The sequence below is a fragment of the Microbispora hainanensis genome, from assembly GCF_006874475.1.
Taxonomy (GTDB): domain Bacteria; phylum Actinomycetota; class Actinomycetes; order Streptosporangiales; family Streptosporangiaceae; genus Microbispora; species Microbispora hainanensis.
This window is the reverse complement of the sequence record NZ_VIRM01000001.1, coordinates 78405-101311: the sequence shown is the minus strand read 5'-3', so window position 1 is coordinate 101311 and position 22907 is coordinate 78405. Positions and strand designations below refer to the sequence as shown.

At 71.6% G+C, this 22907-nt stretch carries 15 protein-coding genes and 1 pseudogene; 9 read left to right on the top strand and 7 right to left on the bottom strand.

The genetic code is table 11. From position 1 onward, the window contains the following. Nucleotides 1-22 precede the first annotated feature (22 nt). Both FLX08_RS00430 and FLX08_RS00425 read left to right on the top strand, forming a co-directional pair. A pseudogene (locus tag FLX08_RS00430) lies at nucleotides 23-196 on the top strand (helix-turn-helix domain-containing protein); the annotation flags it as partial. 109 nt (nucleotides 197-305) lie between these two features. Continuing rightward, nucleotides 306-2108: a S9 family peptidase gene (locus FLX08_RS00425; protein ID WP_142615964.1), complete on the top strand. Its 1803-nt coding sequence runs from the start codon at nucleotides 306-308 to the stop codon at nucleotides 2106-2108. A gap of 1 nt (nucleotide 2109) precedes the next feature. On the opposite strand, the gene FLX08_RS00420 is transcribed toward FLX08_RS00425, so the two are convergent. Further along, a complete protein-coding gene (locus FLX08_RS00420; protein ID WP_425280606.1) occupies nucleotides 2110-3642 on the bottom strand; it encodes a PP2C family protein-serine/threonine phosphatase in 1533 nt (510 codons plus the stop codon). Between the two features lie 158 nt (nucleotides 3643-3800). Here FLX08_RS00420 and FLX08_RS00415 point away from each other — a divergent pair, with 158 nt between their 5' ends. Together FLX08_RS00415 and FLX08_RS00410 are read left to right on the top strand one after the other, a co-directional pair. After that, nucleotides 3801-8012, top strand: coding sequence for a HAMP domain-containing protein (locus FLX08_RS00415; RefSeq protein ID WP_142615960.1), 4212 nt, complete (start codon nucleotides 3801-3803; stop codon nucleotides 8010-8012). 3 nt (nucleotides 8013-8015) lie between these two features. Further along, nucleotides 8016-8642 (top strand): response regulator, encoded by a 627-nt coding sequence (locus tag FLX08_RS00410; protein ID WP_142615958.1) that lies wholly within the window; start codon nucleotides 8016-8018, stop codon nucleotides 8640-8642. Nucleotides 8643-8735: 93 nt separating this feature from the next. On the opposite strand, the gene FLX08_RS41815 is transcribed toward FLX08_RS00410, so the two are convergent. Both FLX08_RS41815 and FLX08_RS00395 read right to left on the bottom strand, forming a co-directional pair. Then, the gene (locus FLX08_RS41815; RefSeq protein ID WP_244312162.1) at nucleotides 8736-10805 is read right to left on the bottom strand and encodes an NYN domain-containing protein; all 2070 of its coding nucleotides are present in this window, start codon (nucleotides 10803-10805) and stop codon (nucleotides 8736-8738) included. Nucleotides 10806-11068: 263 nt separating this feature from the next. After that, the gene (locus FLX08_RS00395; RefSeq protein WP_167530223.1) at nucleotides 11069-14950 is read right to left on the bottom strand and encodes a sigma-70 family RNA polymerase sigma factor; all 3882 of its coding nucleotides are present in this window, start codon (nucleotides 14948-14950) and stop codon (nucleotides 11069-11071) included. Nucleotides 14951-15139: 189 nt separating this feature from the next. On the opposite strand from FLX08_RS00395, the gene pyrE reads away from it, so the two are divergent. Further along, nucleotides 15140-15697, top strand: coding sequence for an orotate phosphoribosyltransferase (gene pyrE, locus FLX08_RS00390; RefSeq protein WP_142615954.1), 558 nt, complete (start codon nucleotides 15140-15142; stop codon nucleotides 15695-15697). Here the strand turns inward: pyrE and FLX08_RS00385 are convergent. Beyond that, nucleotides 15669-16142 carry a hypothetical protein gene (locus FLX08_RS00385; RefSeq protein WP_142615952.1) on the bottom strand — a complete coding sequence of 158 codons (474 nt, stop codon included), beginning with the start codon at nucleotides 16140-16142 and terminating at the stop codon, nucleotides 15669-15671. The two genes, pyrE and FLX08_RS00385, sit on opposite strands and share 29 nt — an antisense overlap. A 133-nt stretch (nucleotides 16143-16275) precedes the next feature. Then, nucleotides 16276-16956 carry a DedA family protein gene (locus tag FLX08_RS00380; RefSeq protein ID WP_244312161.1) on the bottom strand — a complete coding sequence of 227 codons (681 nt, stop codon included), beginning with the start codon at nucleotides 16954-16956 and terminating at the stop codon, nucleotides 16276-16278. Between the two features lie 176 nt (nucleotides 16957-17132). Between FLX08_RS00380 and fbaA the strand changes: the two genes are divergently transcribed. The 4 genes from fbaA (at nucleotide 17133) to FLX08_RS00360 (ending at nucleotide 21163) form a co-directional block, all read left to right on the top strand. Further along, nucleotides 17133-18155: a class II fructose-bisphosphate aldolase gene (gene fbaA / locus FLX08_RS00375; RefSeq protein ID WP_142615950.1), complete on the top strand. Its 1023-nt coding sequence runs from the start codon at nucleotides 17133-17135 to the stop codon at nucleotides 18153-18155. A gap of 107 nt (nucleotides 18156-18262) precedes the next feature. After that, nucleotides 18263-18685 (top strand): DUF3151 domain-containing protein, encoded by a 423-nt coding sequence (locus FLX08_RS00370; protein ID WP_142615948.1) that lies wholly within the window; start codon nucleotides 18263-18265, stop codon nucleotides 18683-18685. Between the two features lie 194 nt (nucleotides 18686-18879). After that, the gene (locus FLX08_RS00365; protein WP_142615946.1) at nucleotides 18880-20163 is read left to right on the top strand and encodes an adenylosuccinate synthase; all 1284 of its coding nucleotides are present in this window, start codon (nucleotides 18880-18882) and stop codon (nucleotides 20161-20163) included. Nucleotides 20164-20236: 73 nt separating this feature from the next. Continuing rightward, nucleotides 20237-21163: a glycerophosphodiester phosphodiesterase family protein gene (locus FLX08_RS00360; protein ID WP_142615944.1), complete on the top strand. Its 927-nt coding sequence runs from the start codon at nucleotides 20237-20239 to the stop codon at nucleotides 21161-21163. A gap of 224 nt (nucleotides 21164-21387) precedes the next feature. On the opposite strand, the gene FLX08_RS00355 is transcribed toward FLX08_RS00360, so the two are convergent. Beyond that, nucleotides 21388-21582, bottom strand: a complete 195-nt coding sequence (locus tag FLX08_RS00355; RefSeq protein WP_142615942.1) for a ferredoxin — start codon at nucleotides 21580-21582, stop codon at nucleotides 21388-21390. Nucleotides 21583-21602: 20 nt separating this feature from the next. Beyond that, nucleotides 21603-22799: a cytochrome P450 gene (locus FLX08_RS00350; RefSeq protein ID WP_142615940.1), complete on the bottom strand. Its 1197-nt coding sequence runs from the start codon at nucleotides 22797-22799 to the stop codon at nucleotides 21603-21605. Nucleotides 22800-22907 lie beyond the last annotated feature (108 nt).

Sequence of the window (22907 nt, the reverse complement as noted above, 5' to 3'; positions counted from 1 at the left end):
GGGCGGAAGCGCTGTCCGCGCTGTCCCCCCGCAGGAGCTGCAGATCGTGCGGCTGGCCGCCACGGGCATGACCAACCGGGAGATCGGCGCGCAGTTGTTCCTCAGCCCGAAGACCGTCAGCCACCACCTCTATCGGGCGTTTCCGAAGCTCAACGTGGCGAGCCGCGCCCAGCTCGCCGGCCTGGACCTGTCCTGACGGGCGGCGTCGCCGAACTTGTGGCCCGACATCACCTGTTTGTCAGGCATTGTCGCGTCTGGCGGGACATACTGAACCCGACCCCGTAGGAGCGCAGGGGAGGGCCGGCATGAAGGCCGAGGAACGCTGGCAGGCCAGGTTCCGGGCACCCCGGGTGACCCTGCCCACGTGGGCGCGCCAGGCGCCGCAACGGGCCGTCTATCGCGGCAACGCCTCGGGCTCCTGGGAGATCTACGCCTGGGACCGGGCGAGCGGCCAGACCCGCCAGGTCACCGACCGCCCCCACGGCACCCGCTATGGCGCCATCGACCCCACCGGGCAGTGGATCTGGTGGTTCGGCGACGTACACGGCGGCCAGGACAACGATGTGGACGACGACGGGCACGGCGTGTGGTCGCGCCAGCCGTTCCACGGCGGCCCGGACGTGCCGCTGGCCATGCCGCCCGGTCACCCCTGCGGGCTCGCGCTCGCCTCCGACGGCGCCGCGGCCGTCGGCCGCTCCTCCCGGGACGGCTTCGAGATCCTGCTGGCCAGGCCGGGAAGCGAGCCGGTCACGCTGTATCGCCACGACGAGTACGCCGCGGTCGCGGACATGTCGCTCGACGGCTCGCTCATCGCCGTCAACCACAGCGAGCACGGCGACGTCATGCACCCGGCCCTGCGGGTGATCAGGGCGAACGGCTCGACGGTCGCCGAGCTGAACGACGGGCCGGGCCGGGGCGTGGCCGGCGGCAGGTTCGCCCCCGTCCCCGGCGACCGGCGCCTGCTCGTCCTGCACGAGCGCCGGGGCCGCCGCGAACCGCTCGTGTGGGACCCGGTCACCGGCGAGCAGCGGGAGATCTGGCTGCGGGTGCGCGGCGAGATCTCCGCCGACTGGTACGACGACGGCCGGGCGCTGCTCATCATCCACACCCAGCGGGGACGCACGGAACTGCTCCGTTACGACCTCGCCGGAGGCGGCCTCACCCCCATCGAGAGCCCCCACGGGGTGATCGAGGCGGCCGCGCCGCGCTCCGACGGCACCGTGGAATACGCCTGGTCGAGCGCCGCCCACCCGCCGGTCGTCAAGTCGAGCAACGGCCACGTGGTCTTCAGCCCCGGGCGTACGCCGCCGCCGTCCGTGCCGCTGGAGGACATCGACGTGGAGGGCCCGGGCGGGCGCATCCACGCCCTCGTCTCCCGGCCGGAGCGGGTGGCCGCGCCCTATCCGACGGTGTTCCTCCTGCGCAGCGTGCTGCCGGGCTTCGGCGGCGGCCCGGGCGGCCAGGACGACGACTCGTTCCGGCCGCAGGTCGCGGCGTGGGTCGACAGCGGCTTCGCGGTGATCAGGGTGAACCACCGGGGCTCGGCCGGGTACGGCTCGGCCTGGCGTGACGCCCTGCGCGGCGAGATCGGCCACATCGAACTGGCCGACGTCGCGGCGGTGCGCGAGTGGGCGGTGGAGCGCGGCATCGCCGACCCCGACCGCCTCGTGCTCACTGGCCGGGCGTGGGGCGGCTATCTGACCCTGCTGGCGCTCGGCACCCAGCCGAAGTCGTGGGCGGCGGGGATCGCCGCCGCGCCGATCGCCGACCACGCGGCGGCGTACGAGGACGAGGCCGACTGCCTGCGTGCCGCGCACCGGGCGCTGCTGGGCGGCTCCCCGGCCGAGGTGCCCGAGCGGTACGCCGCGTCCTCCCCGATCACCTACGCCGACATGGTGGAGGCGCCGCTGCTGATCCTCACGGGTGCGAACGACCCGCGCTGCCCGCAGCGGCAGGTCGACCGCTACGTGCGGGCCCTGGCGGACCACGGCAGGGAGGCGTCGGTCTACCGGTACGGCACCGGACCGGGCACGTCGACGGTGGAGGAGCGGGTGCACCGGATGGCCGCGTCGATCGACTTCGCCGTCCGCACCCTGGGCTGTTCCTAGGCTAGGGCGCGCGCAGGACGAGGATGGCCAGGTCGTCGGCGCTCGGCTCGGGCGCGAAGTCCTGTACGGCACGGCGGATGCGCTCGGCCACCGCGCGGGCGGACAGATCGGCGCACTCCGCCAGCAGCTTGGCGAGGCCGCCGTCGTCGTCGAGCAGCCGGTCGCCCGACCGCCGCTCGGTCACCCCGTCGGTCACGCCCAGCAGCACGTCGCCGGGGGTGAGCCGCAGGTTGTCCTCCTGGAACTTCGCCTCGGGGAACACCCCGAGCAGCGACTGCGGCGAGGCGACGACCTCCACGACGCCGTTCGGCCGCAGCCGCAGGGCCTCCGGATGCCCGGCCGAGACGAGGCGGATGTCGAGGCCCTCGGGCACGACCGTGATCTGGCCGTGCAGCAGCGTCAGGAAGCGGGCGCGCTCCCCCTCCTCCAGGATGGCCTGGTTGAGGCGGCCCACGACGGCGGCCACGCCGTACCCCTCGCGGGCGAGCAGCCGCAGCGTGTGGCGGGCCAAACCGGTGACCGCGGCGGCCTCGGGCCCGGTGCCGCAAACGTCGCCGATCGCGAAGCGCCAGACCCCGTCGGCGATCGGGAACAGGTCGTAGAAATCCCCGCCGACCTCGTTGTTCTCCCCGGCCGGCTCGTAGATGACGTGGAAGTCGAGCCCGGGGGTCGTGGGCTCGTCGGGCGGCAGGAGGCTGCGCTGCAGCGCCCGGTTGGCCGCCGCCTGCTGCGCGTACAGGCGGGCGTTGTCGAGCGCGAGCGCCGCGCGCCGGCTGAGGTCCTCGGCGATCTGCATGGCCTCGTCGGGGAAGCGGTCGCGCCGGCCGAGGCACATCACGCCGAGCCGCCGTCCCCGCGCGGTCAGCGGGTAGGCCAGCGCCTGCCAGTCGCTCATCGGCAGCACGGCGGGGTCGTCCTCCCCGGGCAGCGCGATCTCCTCCAGCTCGTCGCGCATGGTGTCGATCTGGGTCTCGTCGGCGTGCCAGAGGTAGGCGGGCCGCAGCTCCCCCATCCCGTCCTGGTCGGTGTAGACGGCGCACCAGCTCGCCAGGCGGGGCACCACGATCTGCGCGATGATCGCCGGGACCATGTCGGGGTTGAGCGTGCCCGCGAGCAGGTCGCTCGCGTCCGCGAGGAAGCCGAGCCAGCCCGGGCCGTGCGCGGCCTCGAGCAGCCACTCGTCGCTCTGCACCGGCTCCCCGCCCGGCAGGTCGAGGCGGGCCCAGCGGGTGCGCAACGACGAGGTGAAGGTGACGCCCCACATGATCGCCTCGGCCGGCGGCCCGAAGTCATGGCCGTCCGTCTTCTCCCGCACCTCCACCTGGACGGACTCGCCGTGGTGGAGCCACACCACCTCGAAGGGCGCGCCGACGGCGTCCGCGACCAGCTCGCCCACCAGGCGTTCGGCTTCGGGATACACGGACATCGCGGCCCACGCGGTCATCACCTCGCGCGTGAACCGCTTCGCTTCGGGTACGGCCGTCTCGCCTGGCGTGAAGGACGCCGCGAGGACGGCTCGAGGGGTAGTTGCCACCACCATTGTGCTTACCACACTTCCTGCTGACTTCGGGTCAAGCAAGGGGCCCCGCACCCCACGGAACGTGACAGACTGGCATGGAGTCCGCGGCTGGACAGGCCGTATGAGGCCCAACGCCTTGGTCGCGTCAGCCCCGTCGGGGTAAAGGAGGCTAAATGTCGCCCGCCAACGCCGAGCTGGCCGGGACCGAACGGGTCTACCGCGAATCCGATCTCGTGCCCTTCCTGGAAACGCTCATCACGTGGCGCGACGGCGACTTCCGCCGTCGCGTCTCCCACGCTCCCCCGGGCGTCCTCAGCGAGATCCGGCTGCTGCTCAACGAGGTGGCCGACCGGCGCGAACACCTCGCCAACGAGCTCGCCCGGGTCCGCCGCGAGATCGTCAAGGAGGGCCGTTTCACCGAACGGCTGAGCCCCGGGCCGGGCGTCGGCGCGTGGGCGGAGAGCGTGGGCTCGGTCAACGAGCTCATCGACGCCATCGTGACGCCGGTCAGCGGCGCCGCCGACGTCATCGACGCGGTGGCCAAGGGCGACCTGTCCCGCCGGATCGACGTGGACCGCGCGGCCCGGGGCGAGGTACGCCGCCTGGGCAAGGCGATCAACGGCATGGTCGACCAGCTCTCGCTGTTCACCTCCGAGGTGACGCGGGTCACCCGCGACCTCGGCACCGAGGGCAAGCTGGGCGGCCGGGCCAACCTGCGCGGCATGTCGGGAAGCTGGCGCGATCTCACCGAGGCCGTCAACACGATGTCCGACCGCGTCTCCGCGCAGGTCCGCGACATCGCCGAGGTGACGACCGGGGTCGCGCGAGGCGACCTGAGCCGCAAGGTCACCGTCGACGCCGTCGGCGAGATGCTGGAGCTGAAGCACACCGTCAACACGATGGTCGACCAGCTCTCGGCGTTCGCCGAGGAGGTCACCCGGGTGGCCCGCGAGGTCGGCACCGAGGGCAAGCTGGGCGGCCAGGCGCAGGTGCGCGGCGTGTCGGGGGTCTGGAAGGACCTCACCGACAACGTCAACTTCATGGCCAACAACCTGACCTCCCAGGTGCGCCAGATCGCCGTCGTCTCCACGGCCGTCGCGCAGGGCAACCTGACCAAGAAGATCACCGTGGACGCCCAGGGCGAGATCCTCGAGCTCAAGGAGACCCTCAACACGATGGTCGACCAGCTCTCGGCGTTCGCCGACGAGGTGACCCGCGTCGCCCGCGAGGTCGGCACCGAGGGCAAGCTGGGCGGCCGCGCCGAGGTGAAGGGCGTGTCGGGCGTCTGGAAGGACCTCACCGACAACGTCAACTCGATGGCCAACAACCTGACCTATCAGGTGCGCAACATCGCCCAGGTCACCACCGCCGTCGCCAACGGCGACTTCACCCGCAAGATCGACGTCGACGCCCAGGGCGAGATGCTCGAACTCAAGAGCACCATGAACACGATGGTCGACCAGCTCTCCTCGTTCGCCTCCGAGGTGACCCGCGTCGCCCGGGAGGTCGGCACCGAGGGACGGCTGGGCGGCCAGGCGCAGGTGCGCGGCGTGTCGGGGATCTGGAAGGACCTCACCGACAACGTCAACTTCATGGCCAACAACCTGACGTCGCAGATCCGTCAGATCGCCGTCGTGTCCACCGCGGTGGCGCAGGGCAACCTGTCCAAGAAGATCACCGTGGACGCCCAGGGCGAGATCCTTGAGCTCAAGGACACGATGAACACGATGGTCGACCAGCTGTCGGCCTTCGCCGACGAGGTGACCCGCGTCGCCCGCGAGGTCGGCACCGAGGGACGGCTGGGCGGCCAGGCGCGCGTCCCCGGCGTCTCGGGCGTCTGGAAGGACCTCACCGACAACGTCAACTCGATGGCGAGCAACTTCACCTATCAGGTGCGCAACATCGCCCAGGTGACCACCGCCGTCGCCAACGGCGACCTGACCCGCAAGATCGACGTCGACGCCCAGGGCGAGATCCTCGAACTCAAGAGCACCATGAACACCATGGTCGACCAGCTCTCCTCGTTCGCCTCCGAGGTCACCCGCGTCGCCCGTGAGGTGGGCTCGGAGGGCCAGCTCGGCGGCCAGGCCCGGGTCGAGGGCGTCGAGGGCACCTGGAAGCGGCTCACCGAGAGCGTCAACGAGCTGGCCGGCAACCTCACCACCCAGGTGCGCGCGATCGCCCAGGTGACCAGCGCGGTCGCCCGCGGCGACCTGACCCGGTCGATCACCGTCGAGGCGCCCGGCGAGCTGGCCCAGCTCAAGGACAACATCAACACGATGGTCGCCACGCTGCGCGAGACGACCAAGACCAACCAGGAGCAGGACTGGCTCAAGTCCAACCTGGCCAGGATCTCCCGCCTGATGCAGGGCCACCGCGACCTGATCGAGGTCGCCCGCCTGATCATGAGCGAGCTCACCCCGCTCGTCTCCGCCAGCCACGGCGCCTGCTACCTGTACGACGGCGGCCGGCTCAACCTCATCGCCGGGTACGGCATCCAGCCGGGCTCGGCCCCCAAGCCGAGCTTCGAGCTGGGCGAGGGCATCATCGGCCAGGCCGCGCTGGAGGCCAAGCAGGTCATCCTCGAAGGCGTGCCGGTCGACTCGATCACGGTCGAGACCGGGCTCAGCCGGTCGAACCCGGCGCAGATCGTCGTGCTGCCGATCCTCTTCGAGAACAAGGTGCTCGGCGTCCTGGAGATGGCCTCGTTCACCCAGTTCAGCGAGGTCCACCTGGCGTTCCTCACCCAGCTCGTCGAGACCATCGGGGTCACGATCAACACGATCATGGCCAACTCCCGCACCGAAGACCTGCTCACCGAGTCGCAGCGGCTCGCGATCGAGCTGCAGGAGCGCTCCGACGAGCTGCAGCGCCAGCAGGAGGAGCTGCGCCGGTCCAACGCCGAGCTGGAGGACAAGGCGGCGCTGCTGGCCAAGCAGAACCGCGCCATCGAGATCCAGAACTTCCAGATCGAGCAGGCCCGGCGGACGCTGGAGGAGCGGGCCGAGCAGCTCGCGGTGTCCTCGCGCTACAAGTCCGAGTTCCTCGCGAACATGTCCCACGAGCTGCGCACCCCGCTCAACAGCCTGCTCGTGCTGGCCAAGCTGCTCACCGAGAACGACGAGGGCAACCTCACCCCGCAGCAGGTCGAGTTCGCCCGGACCATCCACGACGCCGGTTCCGCGCTGCTCCAGCTGATCAACGACATCCTCGACCTGACGAAGGTCGAGGCGGGCCGCATGGACATCCATCCGCAGACGATGTCGCTGTCCGCGCTGGTCGACTACATGGAGGCCACCTTCGCGCCGCTCGCGCAGGACAAGGGCCTGTCGTTCACGGTCCAGGTCGACCCCTCCGTCCCCGACGACCTGAGCAGCGACGAGCAGCGGCTGCAGCAGGTGCTGCGCAACCTGCTGTCCAACGCGGTGAAGTTCACCCACGAGGGCGAGGTCAGGCTGGAGGTGACCCGCGCGCCCGCCGACGTCACCTACGTGGACGAGAAGCTGCAGGGCTCGCCGGAGGGCATGCTGGCCTTCAGGGTCGTCGACACCGGCATCGGCATCGCGCCGGACAAGCTCGAAGTGATCTTCGAGCAGTTCCGCCAGGCCGACGGCACGACCAGCCGCAAGTACGGCGGCACCGGCCTCGGCCTGTCGATCTGCCGGGAGATCGCCCGCCTGCTCGGCGGCGAGATCCACGTCCAGAGCGTCCCCGGGGAGGGCAGCACGTTCACGCTGTACCTGCCCTCGGACTACTCGGGGCCGCTCGCCGCTCCCGACGGCGGCGCGATCGCCACCCCCACGGAGCCGGACGTTCGCGAGGACGAGGTGCCCGAACTACACATCAAGGACATCCTCCCGGAGATCCCCCTCCCGACCGACCTGCCGGTCCCCCAGTACACCCCGCTTGTGGACGGCAGCGACTGGCAGGGTGAAGACCCGCTGTCCGGGGCAAAGATCCTCATCGTGGACGACGACATCCGCAACGTCTTCGCGCTGACCAGCGTGCTGGAGCGGCACGGCTCGACCGTCGTGTACGCCGAGAACGGCCGCGAGGGCATCGAGCAGCTCGAACGCAACGAGGACGTGGCGCTCGTGCTGATGGACATCATGATGCCCGAGATGGACGGCTGGGCCACGACCTCGGCGATCCGCACCATGCCGCAGTTCGCCGACCTGCCGATCATCGCGCTGACGGCGAAGGTCATGCGGGGAGACCGCGAGAAGAGCATCGCGTCGGGCGCGTCCGACTACGTGCCCAAGCCCGTCGACGTCGACCGGCTCCTCGAACGGCTGCGCGGATGGCTCATGCGCGGGCGCAGCGGGGGCACAGAACGATCGAGGGGCGTGCCGTCCCCAGAGCCCCGAGACTCCCAGGAGGCATGATCGATGCCTGACCGCGCCAGGGTCCTGCTGGTCGACGACCGCGAGGAGAACCTGATCGCCCTGGAGGCGATCCTCAGTTCGCTGGACGTCGTGCCCGTGCGGGCCCGGTCGGGAGAGGAGGCGCTGAAGGCCCTCCTGTCCACCGACTTCGCCCTGATCCTGCTCGACGTGCGCATGCCGGGCATGGACGGCTTCGAGACCGCCGCGCACATCAAGCGGCGAGAGCGCACCAGGAACATCCCGATCATCTTCCTGACCGTGGTCGACAGCGCCCCCGACTACGCCTTCCGCGGGTACGCCGCGGGGGCCGTCGACTACCTCACCAAGCCGTTCGACCCCTGGGTGCTGCGCGCCAAGGTCGCCGTGTTCGTGGAGCTCTATGCGATGAACCGGCGGCTCGCCGAGCAGGCGGCGTTGCTGCGCGAACGCCTGTCGAACGAGTTGCCGGGCGGCGGCGACCACACCTCCGTACTGGCCGAGCTGTCCAGCCGCGTCACCGCCGTCGAGGACGAGCTGCGGCGGGTGCGGGAGCTGGCGGACAAGTCCGGCGACACGCCCCTGAACGGCGTCGTCACCGAGCTGGGCGAGCGCGTCGCCCACCTGCGGGCCGGGTTCGACGCCTTCGGCTGACACCGCGCACCGCGGCCGGCCCCGAAACGGCCGGTCGCGGCCGGTCATCCGGCATGTGAGAAGGCCCGCGGCCGGGAGCGCGTACGGCCCGGGTCAGCGGCGGGCGCGCTCCAGGGCGTCCCAGAAGCCGCGGCGGAGGGCGTGCCGCACCTCGTCGTGCAGCAGGAAGTCGATCGGCAGCGAGGACCCCTGCAGCAGACGGGCCTCCAGGTCGGACGGCATCCGGGGCTTGCGGGCGAGCACGGCCTCCAGCCAGAGCGCGGGGGCGTCCCTGGCGACCGACTCGCCGAAGTCGTGGCCCTCCTTGTGCGCCGCCTTCACCGCCTCGGCGAGCGTCGTCGTGCCTCCCGTGTGGACCGGCACCGGCGCGGGCTGCGGACCCGTGTAAGGCCCGAGCTGGGAGGGCGAGTAGCCCGTGGAGCCGGAGCCGTACTGGCTCTGCACGGGCTGGCTCTGCACGGGCTGGCTCTGGACGGGGCTGCTCGGCGGCGTCTGGACGGGCGGCGACGGAGGCGGCGGAGGGGTGGACGCAGGCGGAGCCGGCAGCGGGGTGCTCGCGGACGGCTGGGCCTGCCGCTGCTGCTGAGGCGGCTGGGCGGGCTGCTGCTGGGACTCGGGCGAGTAGCCGTTGTAGACCGGCGGGGACGGCTGCGCGGGCAGGGCCGGACGCGCGTGGGCGGCGGAGGACCGCCCGCCGCTGTGCGCCCCCGTGCCAGGGGAGCCCGTGCCGGCGGAGCCGGCACCGAGAGAGCCCGTGCCGTGAGCGCCAGTGCCCTGGGAGCCGGCACCGAGAGAGCCGGCACTGTGAGAACCCGTGCCGGGGGAGCCTGCGCCGTGGGAGCCGGTGCCGAGAGAGCCCGTGCCTTGGGAGCCGGCGCCGTGGGCACCGGAGTCGTGCGGGCCCATGCCGTTGGCACTCATACCGTTGGCGCCGATGCCGGGGGCGCGGGCACCGTGGGCACCGGAGTCATGAGCGGCCATGCCGTTGACACCCATCCCGTTGACACCCATGCCGGAGGCGCCCATGCCGGAGGCGCCCATACCGTGGGCGCCCGAGTCGTGCGCGCCGATTGCGGGAGCGCCGATGCCGGGGACGCCCGTGCCGTGAGCGCCGCTTCTCTGTGCACCCGCTCCCTGGGCGCCGCCTCCGTGGGTGCTGTCCGCGGGGGTGCCGCTCCCGGGGACGCCTGCGCCGTGTGAGCCGCCGCTGTGGGCGCCCGTGCCGGGCGTTCCCGTCGCCTGCGGCTGGGGGACATTCGACACCCCGCCGGAAACGCCCAGGTCGTACGACGCGCTCTGCGGGAGGGCCCCGTGCGCTCCCGCCACCGGGGTCGTCCCGCTGGGAAGGCCGGGAGAGTGGCTCCCCTGCGACGGGGTGCCGCTCTGCTGTGTCCCGCTCTGCTGTGTCCCGCTCTGCTGTGTCCCGCTCTGCTGTGTCCCGCTCTGCTGTGTCCCGCTCTGCTGTGTCCCGTTGTGCTGTGTCCCATTGTGCTGGGAGCCGTTGTGCTGTGTCCCGTTCTGGTGAGAGCCGTTGAGGTGCGTCCCGTTGGACAGCGAACCGTTGCCGAGGGGGACGAGGCCGTTGCCGTGCGACTGGCCGTTGCCGAGGCCGGGGCCCGGGTCCGCCCCGGTGAGCATCGTGACGTACGGCCGGAGGTGACCGCTCGCGATCTCGACGAGGTCGTCGCACTCCTGCCGCAGGGTGCGGGCCGCCGACCACGCGCCGTCGGCGGCGATCTGCATGACGGTCACGCGGATGCCGAGGTCCTGCGCGTCGCTGACCACCTGGGCGAGGTCCTCGTCGCCGCTCACCACGACCGCGTCGCAGACCGCGTTGTTGCGCGCCAGGGTCATGAGATCGCGGTGGACCTGGGCGTCCACACCCTCCCGACGGCCCGGCCGGATCCGGCCGAGGCGGAGCTTGAGCCCGGGGATGTCCGCCAGCACGTCGTGCTCCGGCGTACGGCGGCCCTCGACGGTCGCCTCATACCAGTAGCAGCGCAGGAGCGGAAGGCCCGTGCGCTCTCTTGACAGGTTGGTCAGGAGCTGCAGCAGGCCCGGATAGTCCCAGGAGACGGCCTCGCGATGGCGAGTCCCGTGGACGGCCATCGCGCCGTCTGCCAGCAAGTAGCCGGCGTCAACGAACAGCGCGCAGCGATCCACGCGACACCGCCCTTCCTACGTGGCTCTCTCAGGGTAGACAAGCGTGTCTTCCCGCGAGGGTGATTCCCGGCGATTCAGCCCTCGCCCGCCTGGTGGGGGATCCGGACGCCGACAACCCTGGGATCGCAAGCGTTTACGCCGACCGTACCAGTTTGTCCGGGTATCGCCTCTCACCAATTTGGTATGGAAAACGGGCCACTGAAACGACCGGCGGCGGCGCGGAATCCCCTCTGCGGCAAGGGCTGTGCTGCAAGGGGACGCTGTCAAGACCACGTTCTCGCGCTCACGACCGCGACGCCGAAGAAGACGGGGTCGCGCCGGGTGGCGAGCTGGAGCGCGGGGTGGGGTCCCAGCAGTGCGTGAAGGGTGTCGACCGCGACCCCTCCGGCGTCTCCCTGGCCGAGGACGCCCTCCGGGCTCCGGCCCTCCCCGTCCCCGCGGGTGCGATCAGTCATCGGGACGACCCCCGCCCTGACCCCCTCGCCGTTCCACACCATCAGGTCGATGCGCGCGGGCGCGCCACCGGGGGCCAGCCCGTCGAGCGGGAGCCGCAGGGCCTTCTCCTCGTTCCCGATGACCGCCGCGGCGTCCAGGACCACGGCCCGCGTGTACGGCTGCCGCGCGTCCTCGGCCATCACCACCAGGCCCCAGGCCGCGTGCCGGACCGATCCCGTACGGGCCGGGGCGCCCGCGACCCACCAGCGGCCCCCGCCTGCCGTACGGACGAGAGAGGTCACGTCGGTGAACGCCTGATAGCCGGACCCGGAGGGCAGATCCCTTCGGGTGACCTCGGCGGCGTGCAGGGTCGCGTATCCCGGCGCCTTCGGAGCGCGCACCCGGATGTCGCCCGCGGGGGCCGCCCCCCGGCCGCCGCCGGACCAGTAGAGGCCCGCCCACAACACCCGGCTTCCGGCGGGCAGGTCGAGATCGGCGCAACTGGACGTACGCGTCGAGGGGTCCCTGTCGAGGTCGATCGGCACGCTCACCCCCGAGTCCCGGCCCCGGCCCCGGCCGCCCGTGGCGGCTCCGCAGGGCGCGGCCGGTGCGGTGGAGCTCACGAGCGCGTTGCCGACTACGCGGGCGAGGAGGCGGCCGTCCGCGGCGAAGCGCGCGGCCGCGCCCGAGGCGCGCACCCCCACGGTCGACGAGGCGGTGGTCTCCAGCCGCCCCGACCGTATCCGCACCGTGAAGGCCCGTCCCGTGGGCGCGTCCGCCGCCACGGCCACCTTCAGGAAGATCGCCGTCACCTCACCGGCGGCGAGCGGCCCCCGGACGCACCGCACGGTCTGGCCCCTCGCCGAGCGGCCCGACGCCTCGCACGACCAGCCGTCGCCCGCCCCATTTCCCGAGTGCGCACCCTGCGTGGCCCCGCTCGCCGCACGCCCCTGACCCGCGCCGCCACCCGCCCCGCTTCCCCGCGCGCGCTCCGTACGCCCCGGACCGGCCTCGCTTCCCGCGTTCGCGCGCCCACTGCCCCCGCTCGCCGCACGCCCCTGACCCGCGCCGCCGCCCGGCTCGGGGGGCGCGCCGTTCTGCCCGGCGACACCCGGCTTCGGCTCGTGGCCCTGTCGTGTGCCGCCGCCCGCCGCGCGGCTTCGGCCTCCGTCCTGACCCAGGTAGCGGACGCCGGGCGGGAGGGTCACCGTCGCGGTGATCTCACCGGTGGCCGCACCGCCCGCGTTGCGCAGCCGTACGGCGACGAGCCCGGTCTGGCCGCGCAGCAGGGCACCGAGCGGATCGACGGCGGCGACGAGCGCCTCCTTCGCCTTCCTCCCGCTCCCTGCGGCCTTCTGGGCGCCGGTGTGGCTCTCGCCCGACCGGGCGTGCTCACGGGCCTCACGACCGCGCTCACCGGCCTGCCGAGGGCCCTGCGCGCTGCCCGGCCGCACCTGTGGGGCGCGATCCGTTGCCGGACCGCCTGCCTGCGACTCGCGCCGCTCACGAGCCCCCTCTGACGTCTGCCTGGCCCCGCCCTTCGCGCGGGCCTCGGCACTGCCTGCGCCCACCTTCGAGCGGGCCTGGCCGCCCTGTGCACTGCCCCGCGACCCAGCCTTGGCACTGCTTTCGACACCGCTTCGGCCACTGCCCTGCGCCCCGGCCTGGGCGCGCTGGTCCTGGTAGGGGTGCCGGGAGAGCTGACGTCGCACCTGCTGCCGTTCCGGAGCCGAGGCTTTTGCGGCGTCCGCGGGGCGGGAAGTCCGCTCACGATCGGCGAGGACGGTGGTCGTATCCGGCTCGCTCACCGGACGCCTGCCCGCCTGCCCCCTGCTGCCCTGCGCCCCGCTGCCCTGCTCTCTGCCGCCTTGCCCGCTGCTGCTCTGCCCGCTGCTGCTCTGCCCGCTGCCTTGTCCCCTGCCGATCTCTCCCCTGCTGCCCTGCCCCCTGCCGTCCTGGCCGCTACTGTCCTGCCCCCTGCCGCCCTGGCCGCTGCCGCCCTGGCCGCTGCCGCCCTGGCCGGCGCCCTGCGCCCTGCTGTCCTGCGCCCTGCTGTCCTGTGCCCTGCTGTCCTGTCCTCGCGGATCGGCACCGGGCGTCACCTTGCCGGTGATCTCGGGGATGCCGAGCGCGATGCCCGCGCCCGGCCCGTCGGCGCCGCTCACTGCCGCCGGGTCGTCCACGATCTCCGGCGTCGGGCCGCTCGCGGCCGTTGGGGACGCCTGTGCGCTCGGGCTCTGCGGGTCGTTCGCGGATGGGATGCCGGCCGCGCTGGTGTCGCCGGTGGCGGCCCGCGAGCGCGAGGCGCTGTCCGCGGGCTGCGGGCGGTCCAGGGCTCGTGTCCCGTCCTGTCCCTTCGAGCCGCCGGTGAAGAGCACGCCCGTCGGCTGGGCGACGAGCAAAAAGGCGGCCGTCGCGAGGGCCGCCACGGCGATGCCTCCCAGCACCGCCCGATGCGACGTCGGCACGCTCCGCACCAGCTCGGACAGCCGCGCCAGCGCCGCCCGCACACGCGAGAACGCCATCCTCAGCGCCCTGCCGATCGCCGGGCCCACTCTCGATCCCATCTTCAGGCCCGCAGCCAGGCCCGCAGCCAGGCCCGCACCCAAGCCCGCAGTCAGGCCCGCTCGCGAGCCCAGCGTCGGGCCGACCTTCGTGTACACGCGCCCGGTCATCGCCCGCGCACGGCCGCAGGCCGCGCGCAGCGCGTCCGCCCGGCCGCGCGCAGGCCCCGCAGTGCCCGTCTCGCCCTCGGCGGCCCGGACGGCACCTCTCATGCGGCGGTCCGCACGACTCGCCAACGCCCCGATGTGATGGCGCACGGCCTCCAGTTGCGCCCGTGCCCGTGCCCGTGCGCCGGCGCCCACCCTGCCCACCGCCCTGCCCACCGCCCTGCCGCCCGCCCTGCCGCCCGCCCTGCCGTTCGGCCCGCGCCCGCTCGTGCCGCCCGTCATGCCGCCGCCGTACGACCGTGCTCCCGTGACGGTCGCGGTGGCGAGGTCGGCGAGGTAGCCGTCCACGGCCGGCCCCGCGACGAGCTGACCGACGACGGCCCGCAGCTCCTGGGTGAGATCGACCATCTGGAGGAAGACCGACCGGCAGTCGATGCACTCGGCCACGTGGGCGTCGACCTCGCCGGCCTCCTGCTTGGGCAGGCCGTTCTCGACGTAGCGCAGGATCATGGACAGGATCGGCCGGCACTCGGCGCGCGGGCCGTTCTCCAGGTGCAGCCGCAGGTACGCCTCCCGCAGGCCCTGGCGGGCCCTCCGGACCAGAGGGGCCGCGGCCCTGCCCGACAGGCCGAGCAGCGGGCCCGCGTCGGCGGGCCTGCCGCCCTCGATCTCCACGTGCCACAGCAACGCGCGCCAGCGTTCCGGCAGCGAGCGGTATGCGCGGGCGAGCGGCGAGCGCTCCAGTCCCGTGAGCTCGGGGTCCACATAGAGGGAGTCGCCGTCGGCCAGGTCGGCCACTCCGGCGGCGGCGTAGCGGCGCACGGACGCGAGGAGGTAGGGCCGGAACGCGCAGGCGGGCCCGCCGCCCCGCCGCACCGCTTCGAGAACCCTCGCGAAGGTCTCGACGAGGAGATCCTCGACCGCGTCCTCGCCTTGCACGACCTGCCGCGCCAAGGACCGCGCGGCGGCCGAGTGCCGCCGGTAGAGCGTCCCGAAGGCCGCCGTGTCGCCTCCCCGCACGGCCTCAAGCAGTTCCATGTCGGTATGCCGGACTTCTCTACGCATTGCGACCTCGCGATTACGATGAGTTGCACGGCCATACATTCCGCAGTCCATGTCCTGGCTAAACCGCTGGACCCTCTTTACTCTCAGTAGTCATCGCACGCCACGCGGGCTCCACCCGGCCCGTACGGCCCGCACCGCGGGGCCGGCCGTACGCTGAGGCTCATGAGTGACCGCGAGAGACTGCTGGACGAGATCAAGAACAAGGGCATCGTGCACGGGCGGGTCGTGCTGTCCTCCGGCAAGGAGGCCGACTGGTACGTCGATCTGCGCCGCATCACCCTGGACGGCGTGGCGGCCCCGCTGGTGGGCCGCGTGATGCTGGACCTCACCGAAGATTTGGACTACGAGGCGGTCGGCGGGCTCACGCTGGGCGCCGACCCGGTGGCGACGTCGATGCTGCACGCCGCGGCGGCGCGTGGCCGCACGCTCGACGCGTTCGTGGTGCGCAAGGCGGGCAAGGCCCACGGCCTGCAGCGCAGGATCGAGGGTCCGGACGTCGCCGGGCGCCGGGTGCTCGCGGTGGAGGACACCACCACGACGGGCGGGTCCGTGCTCACCGCCGTGGAGGCGTTGCGCGAGGCCGGCGCGCAGGTCGTGGGCATCGCGACGATCGTGCACCGGGGCGGCGACGAGGCGCTGGCCGCGACCGGGATCCCCTACCGCTCCGCCTACTCGCTCGCCGACCTGGCGCTCACCGGCTCTCCGATCGCTTCACACTGAACGCCTGCCGCTCACCGGCCGGCCCGGGGGACCTGGCGGTTCCGTTCTCGAAGACCTGGACCGTGCTCGCGTCGTCGAGGACGACGTCGAGCTCAGGCTGGAAGTAGGACGCCTCCTCACCCCGGGCCAGGTCACGGTCGATGAGCACGTCGCCGCCGGGCACCCGGACGAACACGGGACACCGGTCGGCCTTGCACATCACGCGGACGGTGGGCACGCGAGGCGTGGAGGGCTCGGAGGAGGGCTCGGAGGAAGGCTCGGAGGAAGGCTCGGCGGTGGGCCGCGCCGGCGAGGTGGAGGCCGCGTCGGAGGCGGGCCCCTCCGAGCCGAACGTGGACAGCAGCGCTCTCGCGCCGACCACGATGACGGCGAGCAGCAGTACGGCCGCCAGACCGACCAGCGCCAGCCTGGCGATACCGAGGGGATCAGACCTGTGGCGTCCCACAATCGGGAGAGTAGCGGGTGTGAGGCATATCTCAGTACCGACCGGTCACTTCTTGTGCGGTAGCACCTTCCCGCAGGTCATCCCCGGATCCCCGGAGGCGACGGCCCACAGCGGCACCGCCCCTCCGAGGGCGTTACCGGGGGGCGTGGTGGCGGCCCTTGGGGACGGCGGCGCCGGCCTTGCGGTTCTTCATGACCTCGCGCACGATCGGGATCACCGACAGGAGGACGACGACGAAGACTCCGGGAAGGATGTACTTGTCGATGTCCTTGACCGTGTCCCCCAGGAAGCGGCCGAGCAGCAGCAGGGCCTCGACCCAGACGACACCGCCGAGGGCGTTCCAGACGAAGAAACGGCGCGCGTCCATCTCCAGCACGCCGGCCACCGGGTTCATGAAGGTGCGGACGATCGGCATGAACCGCGCGACGACCACGGCCTTCGCAGGACCGAACTTCTCGAAGTAGTACTCCGCCTTCTCGACGTGCTCCCTCTTGAACAGCCGGGAGTCGGGCTTGTCGAACATCTTCCGCCCGACCTTCGCCCCCAGGAAGTGGCCCAACTGCGCTCCCGCGATCGCCGCGAGCGGCGCGCCGATCAACAGCGTGGGCAGTGACAACGGCGCGATCCCGAATCCCTCCGCTGCGGCGACGGTGCTGAAAATTCCAGCGGTCACCAGCAGCGAGTCACCGGGCAGGAAGAACCCGACGAGCAGCCCCGTCTCTGCGAATACGATGGCGATAACGCCGATCGTCGCGAAGGCGCCGAGCATGCTCAGCCACCACTTCGGGTCAAGAAGGTCCAAGAGCACGTCCACGGGGCGAGCCTACCTGTCCCGGGTGAGATCAGACTGAGAAGCGGCAGGGCTGTGGAAAACCGTGAATCGCGGAATGACCGCGGCTTTCCCGGTGCCCCGCATACCCGGCTTTCCCGATCGGCCCGCCCTTCGGGATACTTGCCACGCCGCATACCGTCAGAAGGAGATGACTTCGCATGCCTATCGCGACTCCAGAGGTCTACGCCGAGATGCTCGACCGCGCCAAAGAGGGCGGTTTCGCTTACCCGGCGATCAACGTGACCTCGTCGCAGACCCTGCACGCCGCGCTGCGCGGCTTCGCGGAGGCGGAAAGTGACGGGATCATCCAGGTGTCGACCGGTGGCGCGGAGTTCCTCTCCGGCACCACCGTGAAGGACATGGTCACCGGGTCGGTGGCGTTCGCCGAGTTCGCCCGCGTGGTCGCCGAGAAGTACCCGGTGACGGTGGCACTGCACACCGACCACTGCCCGAAGGACAAGCTCGACTCCTTCGTCCGCCCGCTCCTGGAGATCTCCGCCGAGCGCGTCGCGCGCGGCCAGGACCCGCTGTTCCAGTCGCACATGTGGGACGGCTCCGCCGTGCCGCTGGACGAGAACCTCCAGATCGCGAGCGAGCTGCTCGAGAAGACCGCCGCCGCCAAGGTCGTCCTCGAGATCGAGATCGGCGTGGTCGGCGGTGAGGAGGACGGCATCGTCGGCGAGATCAACGAGAAGCTGTACACGACGCCGGAGGACGCCCTGGCCGTCGCCGAGACCCTCGGCCTCGGCGAGCGCGGCCGCTACATCGTGGCCGCCACGTTCGGCAACGTCCACGGCGTGTACAAGCCGGGCCACGTCAAGCTGCGCCCGAGCGTGCTCAAGGAGATCCAGGAGGCCGTCGGCGCCAAGTACGGCAAGGAGAAGCCGTTCTCGCTGGTCTTCCACGGCGGCTCCGGCTCGACGCTGGAGGAGATCCGCGAGGCGATCTCGTACGGCGTGGTGAAGATGAACATCGACACCGACACGCAGTACGCCTTCACCCGCCCGATCGCGGACCACATGTTCCGCAAGTACGACGGCGTGCTGAAGGTCGACGGCGAGGTCGGCGACAAGAAGGCCTACGACCCGCGCTCGTACGGCAAGGCGGCCGAGGCCGGCATGGCCGCGCGCGTCGTCGAGGCGTGCCAGCAGCTCAACTCCGCGGGCACCAAGCTCAAGTAGCCGGGGCGCGGCCGGCGGGAAACGCGAAGCTCCATTCTTGTATCGGTCTTCGGTTCCCGCCGGGCCGCCCATACCCGTGCGGCTCTTTGACAGGTAAGACTGTCCCCATGGAATCGCACGAGAACCTCCTTGCCGGCCCGCCGCCCACCCTGCTGCCGGACAACCCCGAGGCGCGGCGGATGCTCGAGTCGGGCGCCAAGGCGGCAGACGTGGCAGCCCGTTTCCCCGCCTACTCGGCGGCCTGGGCCGCTCTCGCCGACGACTACTTCGCCGCGGGTCACGCCGTCACCTCGTACGCGTTCGCGCGCACCGGCTATCACCGCGGTCTTGACCAGCTGCGCCGGGCGGGCTGGAAGGGGCACGGGCCGATCCCGTGGGAGCACGAGCCGAACCAGGGGTTCCTGCGCTGCCTGAACGCCCTGGCCCGGGCGGCCCAGGCGATCGGCGAGAAGGACGAGGCCGAGCGCTGCGCCCAGTTCCTGCGTGACAGCAGCCGGGAGGCCGCGGAGGCGCTGGCACCCAGCTCCTGAGCGATCTCTTGAACGAATTGCCTGGATGACTCCTGGACGAACCGCTAGAACGGGACATTAAGCGGGACAATCAATCCGTCTTGTGACTTAAGACTCCGTTCACCGTCGGCATGCCCCTCAGGTAGTCTCTGTGTGCAAGAGGCCCCTGCCGCGCTTGCGTCAGGGGCTTTTCGTCTTGGTGCGGGAGTTGAACCATGCCGGCTGTCGTTCTCGTTGGCGCCCAGTGGGGCGATGAGGGCAAGGGGAAGGCCACCGACCTGCTGGGCGGTGACGTCGACTATGTCGTGCGTTACCAGGGTGGCAACAACGCGGGCCACACCGTCGTCATCGGCGACCAGAAGTACGCGTTGCACCTGCTGCCGACGGGCGTGCTCTCCCCCGACGTGGTCCCGGTGATCGGCAACGGCGTGGTGGTCGACCCGGGCGTGCTGCTCAGCGAGATCGACGGGCTGGCCGAGCGGGGCATCTCCTGCGACCGGCTGCTGATCTCGGCCAACGCGCATTTGATCATGCCGCAGCACAAGGCCATCGACAAGGTCAGCGAGCGTTTCCTCGGCAAGGCCAAGATCGGCACGACCGGCCGCGGCATCGGCCCGGCGTACGGCGACAAGATCTACCGCATGGGCATCCGGGTGCAGGACCTGCTCGACCCCGGCATCCTCGGCAAGAAGATCGAGGCCGCGGTGGGCGAGAAGAACCAGATCCTCACCAAGATCTACAACCGCCGCGGGCTCGACCCGGCGAAGGTGCTGGAGGAGTACCTCGGCTACGCCGAGCGGCTGCGCCCCCACATCGCCGACACCTCGCTCGTGCTGTCGCGGGCCCTCGACCAGGACAAGGTCGTGCTGCTGGAGGGCGGGCAGGGCACGCTGCTCGACATCGACCACGGCACCTACCCCTTCGTGACCTCCAGCTCGCCCACCTCCGGCGGCGCCTGCGCCGGCTCCGGCATCCCGCCCACCCGCCTGACCAGGATCATCGGCATCCTCAAGGCGTACACCACGCGCGTGGGGTCCGGGCCGTTCCCGACCGAGCTGCTCGACGAGCAGGGCGACTGGCTGCGCCAGACCGGCGGCGAGTATGGCGTCACCACCGGCCGCAACCGCCGCTGCGGCTGGTTCGACGCGGTCATCGCGCGGTACGCCACCCGGATCAACGGCGTGACCGACTTCTTCCTGACCAAGCTCGATGTGCTGTCGGGCCTGGAGCGGATCCCGGTCTGCGTGGCGTACGACGTGGACGGCGTCCGTCACGACGAGATCCCCATGACGCAGACCGAGTTCCACCACGCCACGCCGATCTACGAGGAGCTGCCCGGCTGGCAGGAGGACATCACCGGCGCCAAGACGTTCGAGGACCTGCCGCCGAACGCGCAGGCGTACGTGAGGGCGCTGGAGGAGATGAGCGGCGCCCCGATCTCCGCCATCGGCGTCGGTCCGGGCCGCACGCAGACCATCCAGATTCGTTCTCTCATCTGATGGTTCGTGGGGTACGCGCCCGGAACCGGCGGGTTCCGGGCCGCGGACGGGCGAGGCGGTAAGGTACGCCGCTGTGCATGGATACGTTGAGCTGCACGGGCACCGTGGAGCGCGGGGCCTGCGGCCCGAGAACACCCTGCCCGGCCTGGCGTTCGCGCTGGAGCTGGGGGTCGACGCACTCGAGTTCGACGTCGCCATGTCCGCGGACGGACAGCTCGTGCTCACGCACGACCTGCACGTGTCCGCGGTCACCAGCGCCGACACCGGCATGGCCGTCCCCGGCGACGAGATGTTCCCCTACGTCGGCAAGCCGATCATCGCGCTCACCCTGCCGCAGCTGCGCACCCTCGATGTGGGCGTACGGCTGCCCGAGCGGCCGGACGACCGCTTCGCGCTCACGCAGGTGCCGCTGCCGGACACCCGGATGCCCACGCTCGGGGCGGTGCTCGGCCTGATCGGCGCCCTCGGCGCCGACCACGTGCGCCTGAACGTGGAGCTGAAGTCCGATCCCACCCGTCCCGACCTGTGCGCCGACCCGCGCCGGTTCGTGGAGGAGGTCGTCCACGAGCTCCACCGGCACGACCGGCTGTCGAGGTCGGCCCTGCTCAGCTTCGACTGGCGCCTCCTGGAGATCGCCCGGCCGATGGTCGAGCGGCGGTACGCCCTGGTCGAGCACGACACGATGACCCCCGCCTGGATGAACGGCATCCGTCTCGGCGAGGTCGGCGGCGACCTCGCGGCGGCGGCCGCGGCGGTGGGGGCGACGACCCTGTCCCCCGACCGCGTGCTCGTCGACGAGGCGCTGATGGCGGGGGCGGCCCGGCAGGGCCTGCCGGTCGTCGTGTGGACGGTCAACGAGACCGACGAGGCCGCCCGGCTGATCGACCTGGGAGTGGCCGGGATCGTCACCGACTATCCCGACCGCATGCGCCGCCTCTGGAAGGCCCGCGGCCTGCCGCTGCCCGGCCCGGTGACCCCACTGCGGCCGGTAGGGGCCTGAACCGCGCGCAGGGGCCTGAGCCGCGTGTAAGGGCTTGAGGCGCCACAGCGCAAAGGGAAGAGCCCCGCCCGTGGGCGGTTTCGACAACCACCGAGGCGGGGCTCCAGGGTCACCCACAAGAATGGCTTTCACAGCCGACGTACAGCCAAGCGCACCGGACCGTGCCCGTCAAGTAGCCGAGCGTCACCCGCCCCTGTGTGTCGCCGTCACGGCCCGTGCGAACCTCACTCCTCCACGGACAGCGCGCCCGACGGGCAGAGCTGCACGGCCCTCTTCACTCCGGGCTCGAGGTCGGCCGGGGGCTCGGCATCGAGCACCACGACCGTCCCGTCGTCCTCGCTCTGGTCGAACACCCGGGGCAGCGTGAGCACGCACATCCCCGCACCGATACACCGTCCGGTGTCCGCCTTGATCTTCATCGTTCCCCCTGCGACCTTCCTCACCACAGCACCGGCAGGCGGTGCACACCATAGATGGCCATATTGGACCGCATCGGAACCTCGTGCGCGGGCACGGCCAGGCGCAGGTTGGGGAAGCGGCGCAGCAGGGCGGGAAAGGCGATGCGCATCTCGATCCGGGCGAGCTGCTGGCCGAGGCACTGGTGGATGCCGTGCCCGAAGCTCAGGTGCCCGTGCGCAGGCCGGGTCACGTCGAGCGTGTCACCGCCCTCGAACCGCTCGGCATCCCGGTTCGCCGCCCCCAACGACAGCGTCACGGCCTCGCCGGCCCGGATCAGGCAGCCGCCGACCTCCACGTCCTCCAGGGCCGTACGGGTCGGTCCGATGTGCACGATGCTGAGGTAGCGCAGCAGCTCCTCCACCGCGTTCTCGACCGCGGCCGGGTCGTCCCGCACGGTGGCGAGCTGGCCGGGGTTCGTCAGCAGCGCGAACGTGCCGAGGCCGAGCATGTTGGCGGTCGTCTCGTGGCCCGCGATGAGCAGCAGCAGCCCGACGCCGCCGATCTCCTCGTACGTCAGCTCCCCGCCCGCGACCAGGCCGCTGAGGATGTCGTCGGTGGGCTCCTTGGCCTTCGTCGTGACGAGACCGTGCAGGTAGGAGTACAGGTCCTGCACCGCGGCCCGGACCTCCTCGATCGAGGAGTTCAGGTTCAGCAGCACCGCCGAGTCGTGCTGGAACTTCCCCCGGTCCTCGTACGGCACACCGAGCAGCTCGCAGATGACCAGCGAGGGGATGGGGAGTGCGAACGACTCGACGAGGTCGGCGGGGGCGCCCTCGCGTTCCATGGCGTCGAGGCGGCTCTCGGTGATCTCCTTGACCCTCGGTTCGAGCTGCTTCATCCGCCGCACCGTGAACTGCCCGGTCAGCAGGCGGCGATAGCGGGTGTGCGCGGGGGCGTCCATGCGGATGAAGAACCCCGGCGTCAGCGGCTCACTGCGGAACTCCCCGCGCTGGGGGATGGGCGAGTGCAAGAGCTCGGGGCGTGTGCTGAAGCGGTTGTCGGCCAGGATGGCGCGCGCCTCGGCATAGCCGGTCACCAGCCAGCCCTCGTGCCCGTCCGCGTACGTCATTCGCTGGATCGGCGCCTCGGCGCGGCGGCGTGCCAGTTCGTCCGGTGGATCGAAAGCACGTTCCCGAGTGAGGGGATAAGTCGCCAGCCGGGGTGTCGCCTCTGTCATGACACGCTCCTGCGAGAGTGGAAACGGTCGATGTGTCGAGCGGCCCGCTCACCCCACCTAACAACATCATTTGACATATCGCAATGACTGATTGCTCATGATTCCGGT